Genomic DNA, 12,987 nt, shown 5'->3' with positions numbered 1-12,987 from the left:
ACAGCCGGATGGCAGTTTTTCGCGAGGTTTCTGCGAACGACGGCACTTCCTGATAGGATGCGGTTGTTGTCGTTATCGCGCGATGATAGCCATACGAGCTGGTAGCACAAGGAGCGTGGTTTGGAGATGGAACGGAAAGCCAAAGCCGATCGCCTCAAAGGGCTGGTTTATGCCGGCTTTTTGCTCATCGGAATCTATGCGGCCCTTCGCTTTGGAGGCGAATGGGCGTACGACCTTGGCAAATTTATAGGTGCGGCCTAGCCCCTTCAAATCCCCCCTGAAGCGGCGATCAGGACGGCAAGTCCCGGGCACAGCCCCAAGCGCTGGAAGAGGTCCGCTCTGCCGGCAGCAGCCCAGCGATGTCCACCAATCCCTCCTGTGATTCTGCCTCGCCTCAAGGTCATGCGGATGCATCATGATCTTTTGCGGCGGAAGGAGCTGCTCAAGGTGCATGGGCGAAAGATTGCTCAAGGGAAAGTTAGGTTAACGGTGCGTTAGCTAAAATCCCTTAATCAGCTGCTCGCTCTGCGCGCAAAGGCTCGCCGCTTGCCGGCCCGCGGGAGACGGAGCCGAAGTTGACGCTTGCTGGACGATTGAGACATTATCCTGTGCCGGGGAATGCCGGCAGGCTGTGCGCCGCGGTTCTGGTGCTGTTGGCGCATAATCCTGCCCTTGCTCAGCTTCGCTCACTTGAGAACCCCTCGTTCGAAGCCAATGATCCGGCTGGCCCGGGCGCGCCATCTTTTCAGATCCTTCCCAGCGATCAGGTCCCCGGCTGGGAGACGACAACCGCTGAAATCGAGTTATGGGATTCCCGCTTCAACGGCGTGCCGGCTTTTGAAGGCAATGTTTTTGCCGAGATGAACGCCAATCGGAACGGCACCTTTTTCCAGAATATCTGCCTCATCACCGGGGAGCCCATCAGCTGGACCTTTGCACACCGCGCAAGGTCGGGCGGTCCTTCGACGCAGACGGTGCGATTTCAGGTCGCAAACAGCGCGGGCGCTGTGCTGCAGTCCCTTGCAACCCAGGCCTCACGGACGAGCAATCCCGTCTGGAACGTGAACAATGGGTCGACAACCTACAGCGGGCCCTCTGGCCTTCAGCGCGTGCAGTTCACCACCAGTGATCCGGGATCGTTGGGCAATTTTCTCGATGCGATCCGGCTGAACCTGCGGCCCTTTGTCCAGCTTGCGGCGTCTTCGACGACAGGCCTCGAGGCCAACCCGGCCCTGCCTGGCGCGACCTTGCTGATTACCGGGAGCACGCCGAACCCGATCAATGTCAATGTCGTGATCACCGGCGGGACCGCGGTTCGCGGCAGAGATTATACCACCCCGAGCGGCGGTGCGGCCTTTACCGTTACCATCCCGGCGGGCACCTATTTCAACAGCCCGATCCCGCTTGGCATTGCGGTTATCGACGATGCAGATGTCGAGGGCAGCGAAACGATCACCTATGCGCTCTCATCAGGCACAGGCTATACGCTTGCGCATACCACCGACTGCGGCGCCGCCGTCCAGACGACCAGCACCCATACCATCACCGACAATGATGCGCGGCTAACCCTGCGCAAGCAGTGGGTAAACGCGGTGACAGGCGATCGTGCGATCGTGACGGTGACGCGCAATGCGGCGGTCCTTGACACGCTTGTCTCTGATGCGGGGTCAGCGGGCGATCTTGATATCGACCCCACGTCTACGCCCGTCAACATTGGCGACACGCTGATGCTTGCTGAGGCCATGGCCCCAGGCAATGCAGGCAATTACCAGGCTTCGCTGGCCTGCACCGGCACGGCTGATACCAATTTGTCGGATGGGCTGACGGTCGGGCCGGGCGAGGTCGCGGTGGAATGCACTTACACCAACGCGCGGTTGGTTCCCCTTGTCGTCAGCAAAACCTCCACCGTGCTCGCCGACGGGGCGGGCAGCACCAATCCCAAGGCAATTCCCGGAGCCACGATCCGCTACTGCATCGAGGTGAGCAACCCGGGCACATTGCCGGTCGAGCAAGTCAGTGTCATCGATAATCTGCCGGTTTCACTCACCTTTGTGGCGGGAAGCGTTCGAACCGGTTCCAGCTGCATGAGCGCAACGATCAGCGAAGATGACGACGCGCTTGGCCCGGACGAGAGCGATCCATACGGGAGTGCATTCAGCGGCTCAACGCTGACGGGCACGGTCGCCAACCTTGGTGGTGGTGCCAGTTTCGCAATCCTGTTTGATGCGCGTCTGAATTGACGCACTGCTCTGCAGATTGAGGCACGCGATCCATTAATGGTCGGCCTGGTTTCCGGATCGCACGACATTTTCGATCCAGGCGTCGATTTCCGCTTCGACCCAGACTGAGCACTTGGCGCCCAGCGAGCGGCACTTGGGGAAGCGCCCGTCACTCATGCGCTTGTATATTGTCGAGCGGCGCAGACCCACTCTTGCAACGACCTCAGGCAGACGAAGCAGGCGGGATGGCATAGTGATCGAAGGCTCCCTTGTGTCAGTGCAGGCGGTGCTTTCGGCAGTGCTGTGAGGCTTGGCAGTCATTGTCGGTCCTTTTGAGTAATGCGTGAGGCCCGTCCCAAGCCTCCACGGCTTTAGCGGATGAGGGTCATGCCGATCTCGCGATTGGCGAGATCATCGATGTGTTTGGCGAGCAGCTTGGCGACGAGCTGCGACGTGCCGGCTGCCCATCGTGGTCTGAGGTCGGCGATCCGGCGACCGAGGGTGCGATCGAGCTGCCCGGGCAGGCTGGTTATGAATGCATCGAGGAATGCGCCCATGTCACGGCGCATCCAATCGCAGGCCAGCACCTCTTCACCGGCGAGCGTCAACACGATGGCGACGTGAGGACAGGCGCCGCAGATCTCGAAGATCCGCACTGCCCTGTCGATGCTGATGACATGCTCGCCGCGCATGATCTTGAAGAGGGTTACACGATGGATCCCTGCTTCACTGGCGATCTGATGCTTCGGCTTGTCGGCCGTTTCGATGGCGTGGGTCAGAACGCGTGCGAGGCTCGCATTCGTCGGGATGCCGGATTGATGCATGGTGACGACTCCTGTCGATGAGCAAGTGAGTCGCAGGCTTATCGCGCGCCGTCCATGTAGGAAACAATTTAGAACATATATCGAACATCTCGGTTCTAGGCGAATCGATCTCAGAGCTTGATTCGTTGTCAATTGCTGACCGTCATGTTGCGAAGGACCGACAGTAAAGTGCTATAAAGTTGCTGTTTTGTTATAGATTTGGCAACGTAGCCGCTTGTCAGCGTCCCTATGCGTCCGCCTGTGGGCCGTCAGGCGCCTTCCAACTTTCCTACATCAACTTCCTAGACGCATAGAGAACCCACAGCGAACGCAAGGACGCTGCCCTACCCTCCCGCATGGAGTTCTCGAATGCAGTCCCCCACCCTCCTCCAACGTGCCGGCGTGTCCTGCCAGCGCGCTACCAAAGCCAAGCGGGCGATGACCTTTGTCATCCCCGCGCTCATTGCCAGCCTCGCTGCAGGTACCGCCTATGCCGGTGCCGACACGACTTTCGACCCGGCTCTCGCACAGTTCACGAACTTCCTTGAGGGCTCGGGCGGCAAGATCATCACGGTGCTCAGCCTTGCGGGCGGCCTCATCGGCCTTGCCTCGGGCCGCTTCTCGCTTGGCCAGGTCGCTGTGCCGGTGGGTGTCGGCATCGGGGTTGGCACCGGCGTGCCGATCGTCACCTCGGTTGTGACCGCGGTCATCTGACGTAGCGGCCACGGGAAGGCGGCGCTCAGATGGCAGACCCTTACATTATTCCCCGGCGGCTTGACGATCCGGAGCTTATCGGCTTCTGGACCATCGACGAGTTTGCCGGAATGATTGTCCCCTTCACCTGGGGGATCCTCAGCCAGCATATCTTTATCGGCATCATTGTTGCGTTCGGCGCCTGGTTCGCGCTGCGAAAGGCAAAAGCAGGACGCGCCAGCTCCTGGGTAGCCCATGCCGCCTATTGGTATCTGCCGGCCGGATTACTGGGTCTCAAATCCACGCCGCCTTCCCACTGCCGCCTGCTTGCCGGTTGAGGGGAGACAATCATGTTTGCCGACATTTCCCATGAGCGCCAGCAGACCCTGCTGCGCCAGCGCAATCTGTTCGCGCTCACCAGTGCCGGGCTCGGGATTGCGCTGGTCGTGGCGACCAGCCTTGCCGCAACGCGAGACCGCGAGGTCGTGCTGCTGCCGACCGTGCCGCGCGAACTCACGGTGAGCAGCGCCGGGGTCGATGCGGATTATCTCGAGCTTGTGACCCGCGATACCGCGCTGGTGCTGCTCAATCGCAGCCCCGAGGGCCTCGACTACTGGATGGGCGAGATTCTGAAGCTCGCAGACCCTGTCAGCCACGGCCAGCTCAAGGCCGATCTGGTGAAGATCGTCGCCGAACAGCGCGGCTCGGACGTCACCCAAGCCTTCGTCATCCGCTCGATGACCGTCGATCCCAAGGGCCTCACCTCGGAGGTCACGGGAACGCTCAAGACCTTCGTGGGCGCACAGGTGATCGCCAGTGATGACCGGCGCTTCCGGTTCACCTGGACCTATCGCGGGCTGCGGCTCGCGCTCGCCGGGTTCGCCCAGCTTCCCATCAAAGACACATCCAAGGAGGCCCGTTGATGGCTTACGCTCACGCCTTAAGGCCCGCGAAGTGGCTTGCCAGCGCCGCCGCGCTCGCCCTGACCCTCGTTGGCGCAAGCCCGACGCTTGCCGCGGATCAGTTCCGGCAGGCCGCCGATGGGTCGAGCATCGAATGCGCCGTTTCGGCGCGCGAGCTCACCCGCTTTGCGCTCGCCGACGACCAGTTCGCGAGCGTCTCGAAGATTTCGAGCGGCACGCCCTACAATGATTTCGCGGTGACCAACGAGCCGCTGCGCGGCGATATCTATGTCTCGGTGCCCGAGACCTTTGCAGCCCGCGCGATAAGCTTCTTTGCCACGACCCGCAAGGGCTTCGTCTACAAGATTGCCTGCCGGATCGAGCCCATCCCCGCCGTCCAAGTCTTCATCACCAACCCGGCGATTGCGCGGAACATGGCGGCAGACTGGGAGAAGGAGACCCCGCTTACCGCGAGCGCGGTGCGCCTCATCCAGGCGATGGCGGATGACCGTTCGGTCCAGGGCTTCGAGGTCCGGCAGGTGGCAGCGAGCCCTGCCCGCGTCGGCGATCTCGAGGTGCAGCTGATCGCCGATTACGAGGGCAGCAGCCTTGCCGGCAAGGTCATCCGCATCGCCAATCGCGGCAAGGCAAATGTCACGCTCGCTGAGCGCGACCTTGCGCCCGCTGGCGCGCTCGCGGTTGCGATCGTCAGACCTGTGCTCGCGCCCGGCATGAGCACAACCGCCTTCGTGGTCGGTGCGAACGGGGAGCAGGGCCAATGAGCGACACGCCCACTCCGGCCGCTACAGCCCAGACCGAGACAGTCAGCATCGCTCCGGTCGCCAACCTCAACGCCGCCACCGCGCGCCGCCAGAAGCTGCTGCTCATCGCGATCGGTGCGGTGGTCCTGGCGGGCGGCAGCTGGCTCATCCTTGGCGGCGATGACCGCGCCAAGGGCAATGACCCTCATGCGGCCCAGACCATCGATACGGCTGGCCTTGTGAACCGGGACCTCTCCCAGCGCGAGTTTGTGGCGACCTATGGCAACCGGCTCGAGGCGGTGTCGCGCGAGCAGAAGGCGCTGAAGGACACGAGCGTTCCGCGCTCGGAGATCGAAGCGCAGCTTGCGGCGCTGAAGTCGGAAAACCAGGCGATGCGCACCGACGGTCAGGCCGCGATCGACGCCATCTCGGCGGAGAACGCCGAACTGCGCTCGCGGCTTGCGAGCCAGAGCGCCCCGCCCCCGCCCAACGCGCCGGTGCCGGCCTATGGCCCGCAGGCGGGCGGTTATGATGGCCGTGGGCGCGCGCCCACGCCGATATCGACACTGGGCGGACCGCAAGGCGCAGGCGAACCGACCTTTGCTGCGCCCGGCGAAGTCACGCTGATGAGCTTTGGCGGCGACAAGGCAGCAGGCGGCGGCGCCCGCGCGATCCGGCCTGAAGCGCCGCCGGTGGTGGTCGAGGATTCGCCCGACTACCTCCCGCCAAATTCCTATGCTTCGGCGCGGGTGATCGTGGGCGTCGATGCTTCGGCCGGGGTCAGCAGCCAGACCGATCCGCTGCCCGTGGTGCTGCGGATCACGGGGCCTGCGCGCTCGGTCATGCAGAACGGCAAGGTGCTGACCACGCGGATCGAGGGTTGCATTGTCAACGGCGCGGCGCGCGGCGATCTCTCGTCCGAGAAGGTCTATGTGAAGCTTGCCCGCATGACCTGCGACCAGCCCGGCGGCCGGGTCGCGGTGAGCGAGGTCAAGGGCTTCATCAGCTTTGCCGGCAAGTCCGGGGTGCGCGGCCGCGTGGTCAGCCGCGAAGGCAATCTCGTCAGTCAGGCGCTGCTTGCCGGCATCGTCGGCGGGTTCGGGCGCGGCTTTTCGGCCAATGCCAATGGGATCTTTGCCGGGCAGCTGGGCGCTGGCCAGCAGCGCCCTTCCCTGTCCGCGACCGACATTGTCGCGGGCGGTCTCGGCCAGGGCGCGGGCGAGGCGGCTGACACGGTCAGCAGGTACCTCATCGAACGCGCTGAACAATACCAACCCGTCGTCGAGATGCCGACCGGCATCGCAGTCGAGATCGTCTTTCTCGACGGCGTCTATGTGAGGAATTCCCAATGAGCGGACAAGACAACCATTCCCCGGCGCGCACATCTGCGCGCTGGATCCGCCCCGCCGCCGCGATCGCATCGCTGATCGCGCTGTCGGGAGCCACCGGATGGGCTGCAGCCAGCCTTGCCAGCACGGCGAAGACGCCAGATACGGCGACGGTCAGGACAGCGCTCGAACTGCGCCTGCCCAAGACGCCGATTACCCAGATAGACTGCAAGGGGCTTGGGGGCCTGTGCGAGGTCGCGTCCAAATCGACGCTGTTCTACATCGACCGGGCGGCCCGCTATCTCGTGATCGGCCGGGTCTACGACATGGAGACGCGCCAGGATCTGACCGCGGCGCGGTTGCTCGAGCTCAACCCTGACCTCCTCACCGCCGGCGCGCCGCGCAATGCGCAGGCAAAAGAGGCATCGCAGCAAGCCCCGCGCGGGAGCGCCACCAAGGTCTCGCTCGCAGGGCTTCCGGCCAAGGGCGCGATCATGTGGGGACCGGCCAACGGCCTCAAGGCGGTGGTCTTTTCCGACTTCAACTGCGCTTACTGCAAGAAGCTCGAGGATGAGCTGAAGGCGATTGGCGCGCGGGTCGAGGAGCGCCCGATTGCGATCTTCGGGGCCGAAAGCCGCCGCGAGGCCGAACGGGTGCTGTGTGCGCCGCGCCCCGATCTGGCGCTGCGGCTGGCCTATGCCGGCACTGCGCTCGCCAATCCCAGGCCCTGCGACACCAGCGGTCTCGATGCCAACGAGGCCTTTGCCAGGGCCAATGGTTTCAATGGCACGCCGGTGATCGTGCGCCCGTCCGATGGCGCGGTGCTTGAGGGCTACCGCCCGGCGCATGTGCTGCGCGCCTTCCTCGCTGGCAAGCCCATGCCGGCGCAGACCCTGACCAAGAAAGGATGATCGCCATGCGTCACAATATCCGACTTCCGCTATGCGCCACCCTCGCCGTCCTGCTCTCTGGCTGCGCCACCTTCGGCACCAATGTCGAAGGCTCGTTCCAGTGCCGTGCTCCGCAGGGAGACTGCGCGCCCTCGCATATCATCGACGCGCGCGCGGCGGGCGAGATCAGGCAGGCTGAAACGCCCAGAAGCACCCTCCGCCCGCCGCGCATGGTCGACCCGGGCGATCAGGCGCGCACCGCCGAGCGCACCTTGAAGATCGTCTTTCCGGCGCGCGTCGATGAGACCGGAACCCTGCATGATGAGGCGGTGGCATGGGCCGTCATCGAAAACCCGCGCTGGGCGGCCGAGCTGCGCCGCCGCCCAGGCAGCGAAGCCGCAACGCCGCTGATGCGGCAGCTGCGCCGTCAGTTGAAGACTGCCCTGGAAGTGCGGGCATCCACCACCGATCGCGATGCCGCACCGGACAGCGATGACGATCCCTCGCCCCTGTTTTCGTCTTCGCCCAGCAATCACCTTTCCCCCTTGGCCTCGCCGCTGGTCCCCCCCTCCACGGCGCGCGAGGCCGATGCCGGTGCCAGCGCACCGGCGGCCGAGGGGTTCGACATGCCTGCGTCCCCGCATGATCGAGCCCCTCGGCCATCTGGCTCCCCCTCCCCGCTGACCTATCCGAGCCTCGAGGCCATCGAGGCTGCCAGGAGCGGTGCCAGCACGCCCGGGGAGCCCAAGTGATGGCATTGAAGCTCAGCACATTCACCCATTCGCTGCTCACCGGCCTGCTCGGCGATGCCGAGCAGGCCGAGGCGGGGCGCCCGTCGCTGATGCTCGATCAGCTCTCCGACTGGCTGCCTTACCGGGTCTATGATCCGGGTAGCCGGCTCTATCTCAATGCCCGCTCGAAGGGCTTCGTCCTTTCAGTCACGCCGCTGATCGGCGCTGACGAGCGCACCGGCGAGATCCTCGGCCAGTTCTTCTCCGAGGGTCTGCCGCCAGGCGCGTGCCTGCAGGTGCTGCACTGGGCGAGCCCGCGCATCAGCCGGATCATCGCGCCCTGGTTTGGCCCCCGCTACCTTCAGGGCGGGGTCTATGAGGCAATCGCGCGCCACCGGGCGAAGCATCTCTATGGCCTGGTCTGGAAATCGGGCTCGGGCGACGCGCCGTTTCATGCGCGCCACCACCAGGTGATCGTCTCGGTCAGCGTCCCTGCATCGAAGCATGTCTCCCATGAGGAGCTGAAGCAGACCCGCGACGGGCTGATTGCCATGCTGCGCTCGCTCAGTCTGGGCGTGGTCGAGGTTGGCCCTGAAAGCCTCATCGCGCTGATCGATGACCTGACCTCGCCCACCACAGCCCCGCAGGAAGACCTTACCGCCTACAACCCCAATGATGCGATCGCGGCGCAGGCGATCCGCCACGATATCGAGCTCGTTGTGCAGGAAGACCGCATGCGGCTTGCAACCGAGCGGTTCCGTCCGACCGGCAAGAGCCATGACGGCGTGCCCGAGATCGGTGCGATCTATCCCGATGCCTTCGATGTCCGGCATTTTGCGGTGCGCAATACGCCCGCGCGCTGGGCCCCGTGGGAATGCGCGCGGCTGATCGGCGACCTGTTCACCGACAAGCTGCGCTTCCCCTGCCCTGCAGCAACAATGCTGTGCCTTGTCTATCCCGACCGCGAGGCCGCCGAAGCCAGGGCCGGGTTCAAGTTCATGCGCACCACGAGCCTCTCGGGCACGCGCAGCGCGCGCTTCCTGCCGCGCATCGGCGAACAGGCGGCCGAGTGGCAGCATGTCCAGGCCGAGCTGCAGGAAGGCCGGCGGCTGGTGCGGGTCTTCTATGGCCTCCTCACCTATTCGCCGCTCGGGCGCGGTGACAGCGACGAGCGCGCGATCAAGTCGATCTACAAGGCGGCAGGCTGGGATCTTGCCGATGAACGTTTCCTCCAGATTCAGGGCCTGCTTGCTGCCATGCCGATGACCCTTGCCGACGGCCTCGGTGCCGACATGGAGCGCCTGAAGCGCTTGCGCACCCTGCTTTCGACAACCGCTGCCAACATCGCCCCGATGCAGGGCGAGTATCTCGGCGGTGCCCACCCGCACCTGCTGTTTGTCGGGCGGCGCGGCCAGCCCTTCTTCTGGTCGCCCTTCGAGAACGAGGCGGGCAATCACAATGTCGCAATCTGCGGCAAGTCGGGTTCGGGCAAGTCGGTCTTGCTGCAGGAAATGTGCGCGGCGCTGCGCGGTGCGGGCGCGCAGGTGGTGGTGATCGATGACGGGCGCAGCTTCGAGCATTCGGTGAAGCTCCAGGGCGGCCGGTTCGTCGAGTTCACGCTTGCGGCGGGGTTCTGCCTCAATCCCTTCTCGATGATCGACGCCGCGCGCGCGGCCGAGGACGAGGACTACCGGCTCGACTGCTTCGGGATGGTGAAAGCGATCATCGGCCAGATGGCGCGGCATTCCGCGCCGCTGTCCGATATCGAGCGCGGGCTCATCGACCGGGCGGTCAACACCGTCTGGAACGAGGCGGGCACCGCAGCGACGGTCACGAGTGTCGGCGAAGCCCTCAGCCGCACCGGCCACGAGATGGCCGATGATTTGGCGACCTCGCTCGCGCCCTACATGGCGGGCGGGACCTATGGCGCTTTCTTCGAGGGCGCGGCGAGCCTCGCGCTCGACACCGATTTCACGGTCTTCGAGATGTCGGATCTCGGCGCGCGCGAGGAACTGCGCAGCGTTGTGCTCTCGGCGATCATGTTCATGACCAGCCAGGCGATGACCCGCACCCCGCGGCAGGTGCGCAAGCTCCTCTTGATCGATGAAGCCTGGTCGATGCTGAAGGGCGGCTCGATGGGCGAGTTCGTCGAGACCTATGCGCGCACCTGCCGCAAATATGGCGGGGCGCTGGCGACCGCGACGCAGTCCCTGAACGACTACTACAAGTCCGACGGGGCGACCGCGGCGCTCGAGAACAGCGACTGGATGCTGATCCTGCAGCAGAAGCCCGAGACCATCGCCGACTTCAAGGCCTCCAAACGCCTCGACATGGATGATCGCACCGAGACGCTGATCCGCAGCCTGAAGCGCTCGGGCAATGACTATTCGGAGGTCTTCATCAAGGGCCCGGAGGTCGAGGCCATCGGCCGGCTCGTGCTCGACGAATATTCGTCGACCCTGTTCTCGAGCTCGCCCGGCACCTTTGCCGCGATCGATGCCGAAGTCGCACGCGGACACCAGCTGGCTGATGCGATCGAGCGGATCGCCTTTGGCCCTTCGTCCTGAGGATCCAGAACACCAAGGATCACCAGCAATGACCACATCCCCGCCTCTTCATCTGGTCGCTACAGCGGAGCGAAAACCCGCGCAGGACAACCCGCTTCAATCCCCACCGGGCGGGCGCAAGGGCTGGCGCGCGCGCGGATCCGACCTGTGCTTCATCACCATGAGAGCGAGTAGCTTCATCGGCTCGAGCTATCTCATGGCACTCGGCGCCCCGCTGGTGTTCTTCCTCGCCCTATCGGGCGGGGATGGTCAGAGCCTTTTTGCGCATCTCGCGAACCTTGCTGAGCGTTTTCTGGCGGCAGACGATGCCCGCCAGAACCAGTTTCTGGACGAGATCAAGCTTGTCCTCATCGCCGCCGCCACGCTGATCGCAGCATGGCGCCTGCCCCGCTTTCTCAGGGACCTCGAGCGCGACCTTCAGGGAGGAAAGAAGTGAAGAACATATTGGCAACAAAGGGCCGGCGCGGTCCCGCTTTGAGCCCGACCGCGATGGTTGTGGCAGCGAGCATGATTGGTGCCACGCTGTGGGGTGTCTGGGTGACCGACCGGATGCTCAGCCTCGAGAAGCGCGAGGTTGTCACGGTCCAGCTGAGCCGCATCATGCGCGAGTTCGTCGAGGCTGAGGCGCGCGCGGGCCGCCCCCCCCTGAAGAAATCCGCATGCGGGTCGATGTCCAGCTGAGCCGCATCATGCGCGAGTTCGTCGAGGCTGAGGCGCGCGGGCCGCCCCCCTGAAGAAATCCGCATGCGGGTCGATCTCTACCTGAAGGCGGTCGAAGCCTCGGTTGCGGCGCTCGGCCGAGAGGGCCGTACAGTGCTGGTCGCCGAAGCGGTGGTCTCGGGTAGCGCGCCCGATCTGACCGAAAGCGTGCGCGCCGATGTCGCGCGCCGGATTGGCGGTGGTCCCGATGCGCGCCGCTGACATCCTTGCGCACTCGGCAACGGCCCGTCGCCTCGCTCTGCTGGCGGGGCTTGGCGCAGGCGTGCTCGGCCTGACCGCGCTCAGCAGCTTTGCCACCAGCCATGCGCTGATGATCAATGCCAGCCCGAGCCTGCCCTACTGGGCGATCTGGACGAGCCGCACCGGGGTCCCGCAGCGCGGCGATATTATTGTCTTCACCCCGCCCGCCTCACCGCTCCTCAAAAGGCATTTCGGGACCCGCCCTCGGCCTTTCGGCAAGATCGTCAGCGGCATGCCCGGCGATCTCGTGTCCCGCGAGGGGCGCACCTTCCATGTGAATGGCCGCCCGGTGGCAACGGCAAAGCTGACAAGCCGCCTCGGCGAACCGCTCGCGCTTGGGCCGACCGGACGGGTTCCCGAAAACTGCTATTTCGTCACGACGCCGCACAAGGACGGGTTCGACAGCCGCTACGCCGCGATCGGATGGATTTGCCGTGATCGCATGCTCGGGATCGGGAGGCCGATCCTGTGAAGCCGCTCCTCATCCCCGCCCTGATCATGCTCGCCTGCAGCGCGCCTGCGGCGGCAAAGGATTATGGCCAGCACGGCACGCTCTGGCCGGTGATCGAGCCTGATCTGCTCGAACAGATCAAGGCGCGCCTTACCCACCTCGAGGCGACCGGCGAGACCGCGCGGATCAATGAACGAATGAGGCAGCGCACGATCGCCAGGGTCAACCGGCCCGAGCCGGTCGCCGGTGTTGCCCATGCCGCAAGCTATCGCAGCTGGCCGTTCGATCCGACCATCAGCGCCGAACGCGATATTGCTGATGACACTGGCCGGATCATCATTGCGCGCGGCACGCGGGTCAATCCGCTCGACACCGTGCCCCTGCGCGCACCGCTGGTGTTCCTTGATGGCGACGATAACGCGCAGCTTGCCTGGGCGAACGCACATTACGGCAAGACAAATGCCAAACTGATCCTGGTGCGCGGCGCGCCGCTCGCTCTCATGAAGGCGCGCCAGCGCCGGTTCTACTTCGATCAGGGCGGCGCGCTCGTAAAGCATTTCGGCATCCGCGCGGTGCCCGCTGTGGTCGAGCAGCAGGGCCGTGTGCTCCGCGTCACCGAAACACCGGTCAGGACCGGAGGTCGCGCCTCATCATGAAACCAAGAAACACTCTATTTCGATGG

At 64.6% G+C, this 12,987-nt stretch carries 15 protein-coding genes and 1 pseudogene; 14 read left to right on the top strand and 2 right to left on the bottom strand.

What is annotated here, in order from left to right; translation table 11 throughout:
• The first annotated feature begins 126 nt into the window (after positions 1 to 126).
• Positions 127 to 261, top strand: coding sequence for a hypothetical protein (locus tag CHX26_RS16160; RefSeq protein WP_257790840.1), 135 nt, complete (start codon positions 127 to 129; stop codon positions 259 to 261).
• A gap of 332 nt (positions 262 to 593) precedes the next feature.
• Positions 594 to 2,240, top strand: a complete 1,647-nt coding sequence (locus CHX26_RS09300) for a DUF11 domain-containing protein (RefSeq protein ID WP_146107700.1) — start codon at positions 594 to 596, stop codon at positions 2,238 to 2,240.
• Between the two features lie 33 nt (positions 2,241 to 2,273).
• Here the strand turns inward: CHX26_RS09300 and CHX26_RS09295 are convergent, their stop codons facing one another.
• Complete coding sequence (locus CHX26_RS09295; RefSeq protein ID WP_233997101.1) at positions 2,274 to 2,471, bottom strand: helix-turn-helix transcriptional regulator; 198 nt, start codon at positions 2,469 to 2,471, stop codon at positions 2,274 to 2,276.
• A 119-nt stretch (positions 2,472 to 2,590) separates the two neighbouring features.
• Positions 2,591 to 3,043: a helix-turn-helix domain-containing protein gene (locus tag CHX26_RS09290; protein ID WP_104942122.1), complete on the bottom strand. Its 453-nt coding sequence runs from the start codon at positions 3,041 to 3,043 to the stop codon at positions 2,591 to 2,593.
• Positions 3,044 to 3,460: 417 nt separating this feature from the next.
• Here CHX26_RS09290 and CHX26_RS09285 point away from each other — a divergent pair, with 417 nt between their 5' ends.
• From CHX26_RS09285 to traW, 12 genes and pseudogenes are all read left to right on the top strand, one after another.
• Positions 3,461 to 3,736: a hypothetical protein gene (locus CHX26_RS09285; RefSeq protein WP_442956929.1), complete on the top strand. Its 276-nt coding sequence runs from the start codon at positions 3,461 to 3,463 to the stop codon at positions 3,734 to 3,736.
• A gap of 29 nt (positions 3,737 to 3,765) precedes the next feature.
• On the top strand, positions 3,766 to 4,053 hold the full coding sequence (gene traL, locus CHX26_RS09280) for a type IV conjugative transfer system protein TraL (protein ID WP_066112198.1): 288 nt from the start codon (positions 3,766 to 3,768) through the stop codon (positions 4,051 to 4,053).
• Between the two features lie 12 nt (positions 4,054 to 4,065).
• Positions 4,066 to 4,638, top strand: coding sequence for a type IV conjugative transfer system protein TraE (locus CHX26_RS09275; protein WP_104942120.1), 573 nt, complete (start codon positions 4,066 to 4,068; stop codon positions 4,636 to 4,638).
• A complete protein-coding gene (locus CHX26_RS09270; protein ID WP_104942119.1) occupies positions 4,638 to 5,399 on the top strand; it encodes a type-F conjugative transfer system secretin TraK in 762 nt (253 codons plus the stop codon). The genes CHX26_RS09275 and CHX26_RS09270 overlap by 1 nt, the downstream gene beginning before the upstream one ends.
• The gene (locus tag CHX26_RS09265) at positions 5,396 to 6,730 is read left to right on the top strand and encodes a TrbI/VirB10 family protein (protein ID WP_104942118.1); all 1,335 of its coding nucleotides are present in this window, start codon (positions 5,396 to 5,398) and stop codon (positions 6,728 to 6,730) included. Before CHX26_RS09270 ends, CHX26_RS09265 begins: the two co-directional genes overlap by 4 nt.
• Positions 6,727 to 7,617: a DsbC family protein gene (locus tag CHX26_RS09260; RefSeq protein ID WP_104942117.1), complete on the top strand. Its 891-nt coding sequence runs from the start codon at positions 6,727 to 6,729 to the stop codon at positions 7,615 to 7,617. The genes CHX26_RS09265 and CHX26_RS09260 overlap by 4 nt, the downstream gene beginning before the upstream one ends.
• A 5-nt stretch (positions 7,618 to 7,622) precedes the next feature.
• The gene (locus CHX26_RS09255) at positions 7,623 to 8,348 is read left to right on the top strand and encodes a conjugal transfer protein TraV (protein ID WP_104943359.1); all 726 of its coding nucleotides are present in this window, start codon (positions 7,623 to 7,625) and stop codon (positions 8,346 to 8,348) included.
• Positions 8,348 to 10,894: a type IV secretion system protein TraC gene (gene traC / locus CHX26_RS09250; RefSeq protein WP_104942116.1), complete on the top strand. Its 2,547-nt coding sequence runs from the start codon at positions 8,348 to 8,350 to the stop codon at positions 10,892 to 10,894. Before CHX26_RS09255 ends, traC begins: the two co-directional genes overlap by 1 nt.
• Positions 10,895 to 11,054: 160 nt before the next feature.
• Entirely contained in the window at positions 11,055 to 11,330 is a 276-nt protein-coding gene (locus CHX26_RS09245) for a hypothetical protein (RefSeq protein ID WP_233997100.1), read from the top strand.
• A pseudogene (locus tag CHX26_RS16300) lies at positions 11,270 to 11,815 on the top strand (TrbI F-type domain-containing protein). The gene CHX26_RS09245 and the pseudogene CHX26_RS16300 overlap by 61 nt, the downstream one beginning before the upstream one ends.
• Entirely contained in the window at positions 11,802 to 12,326 is a 525-nt protein-coding gene (locus tag CHX26_RS09235; RefSeq protein WP_104942114.1) for a S26 family signal peptidase, read from the top strand. Before CHX26_RS16300 ends, CHX26_RS09235 begins: the two are co-directional and overlap by 14 nt.
• Complete coding sequence (gene traW / locus CHX26_RS09230; RefSeq protein WP_233997096.1) at positions 12,323 to 12,961, top strand: type-F conjugative transfer system protein TraW; 639 nt, start codon at positions 12,323 to 12,325, stop codon at positions 12,959 to 12,961. Before CHX26_RS09235 ends, traW begins: the two co-directional genes overlap by 4 nt.
• Positions 12,962 to 12,987 lie beyond the last annotated feature (26 nt).

Origin of the sequence: Porphyrobacter sp. HT-58-2 (assembly GCF_002952215.1) — a bacterium.
GTDB lineage: Bacteria > Pseudomonadota > Alphaproteobacteria > Sphingomonadales > Sphingomonadaceae > Erythrobacter.
Note: the sequence above shows the minus strand (reverse complement) of the source record. Positions and strands in the feature narration are given on the sequence as shown.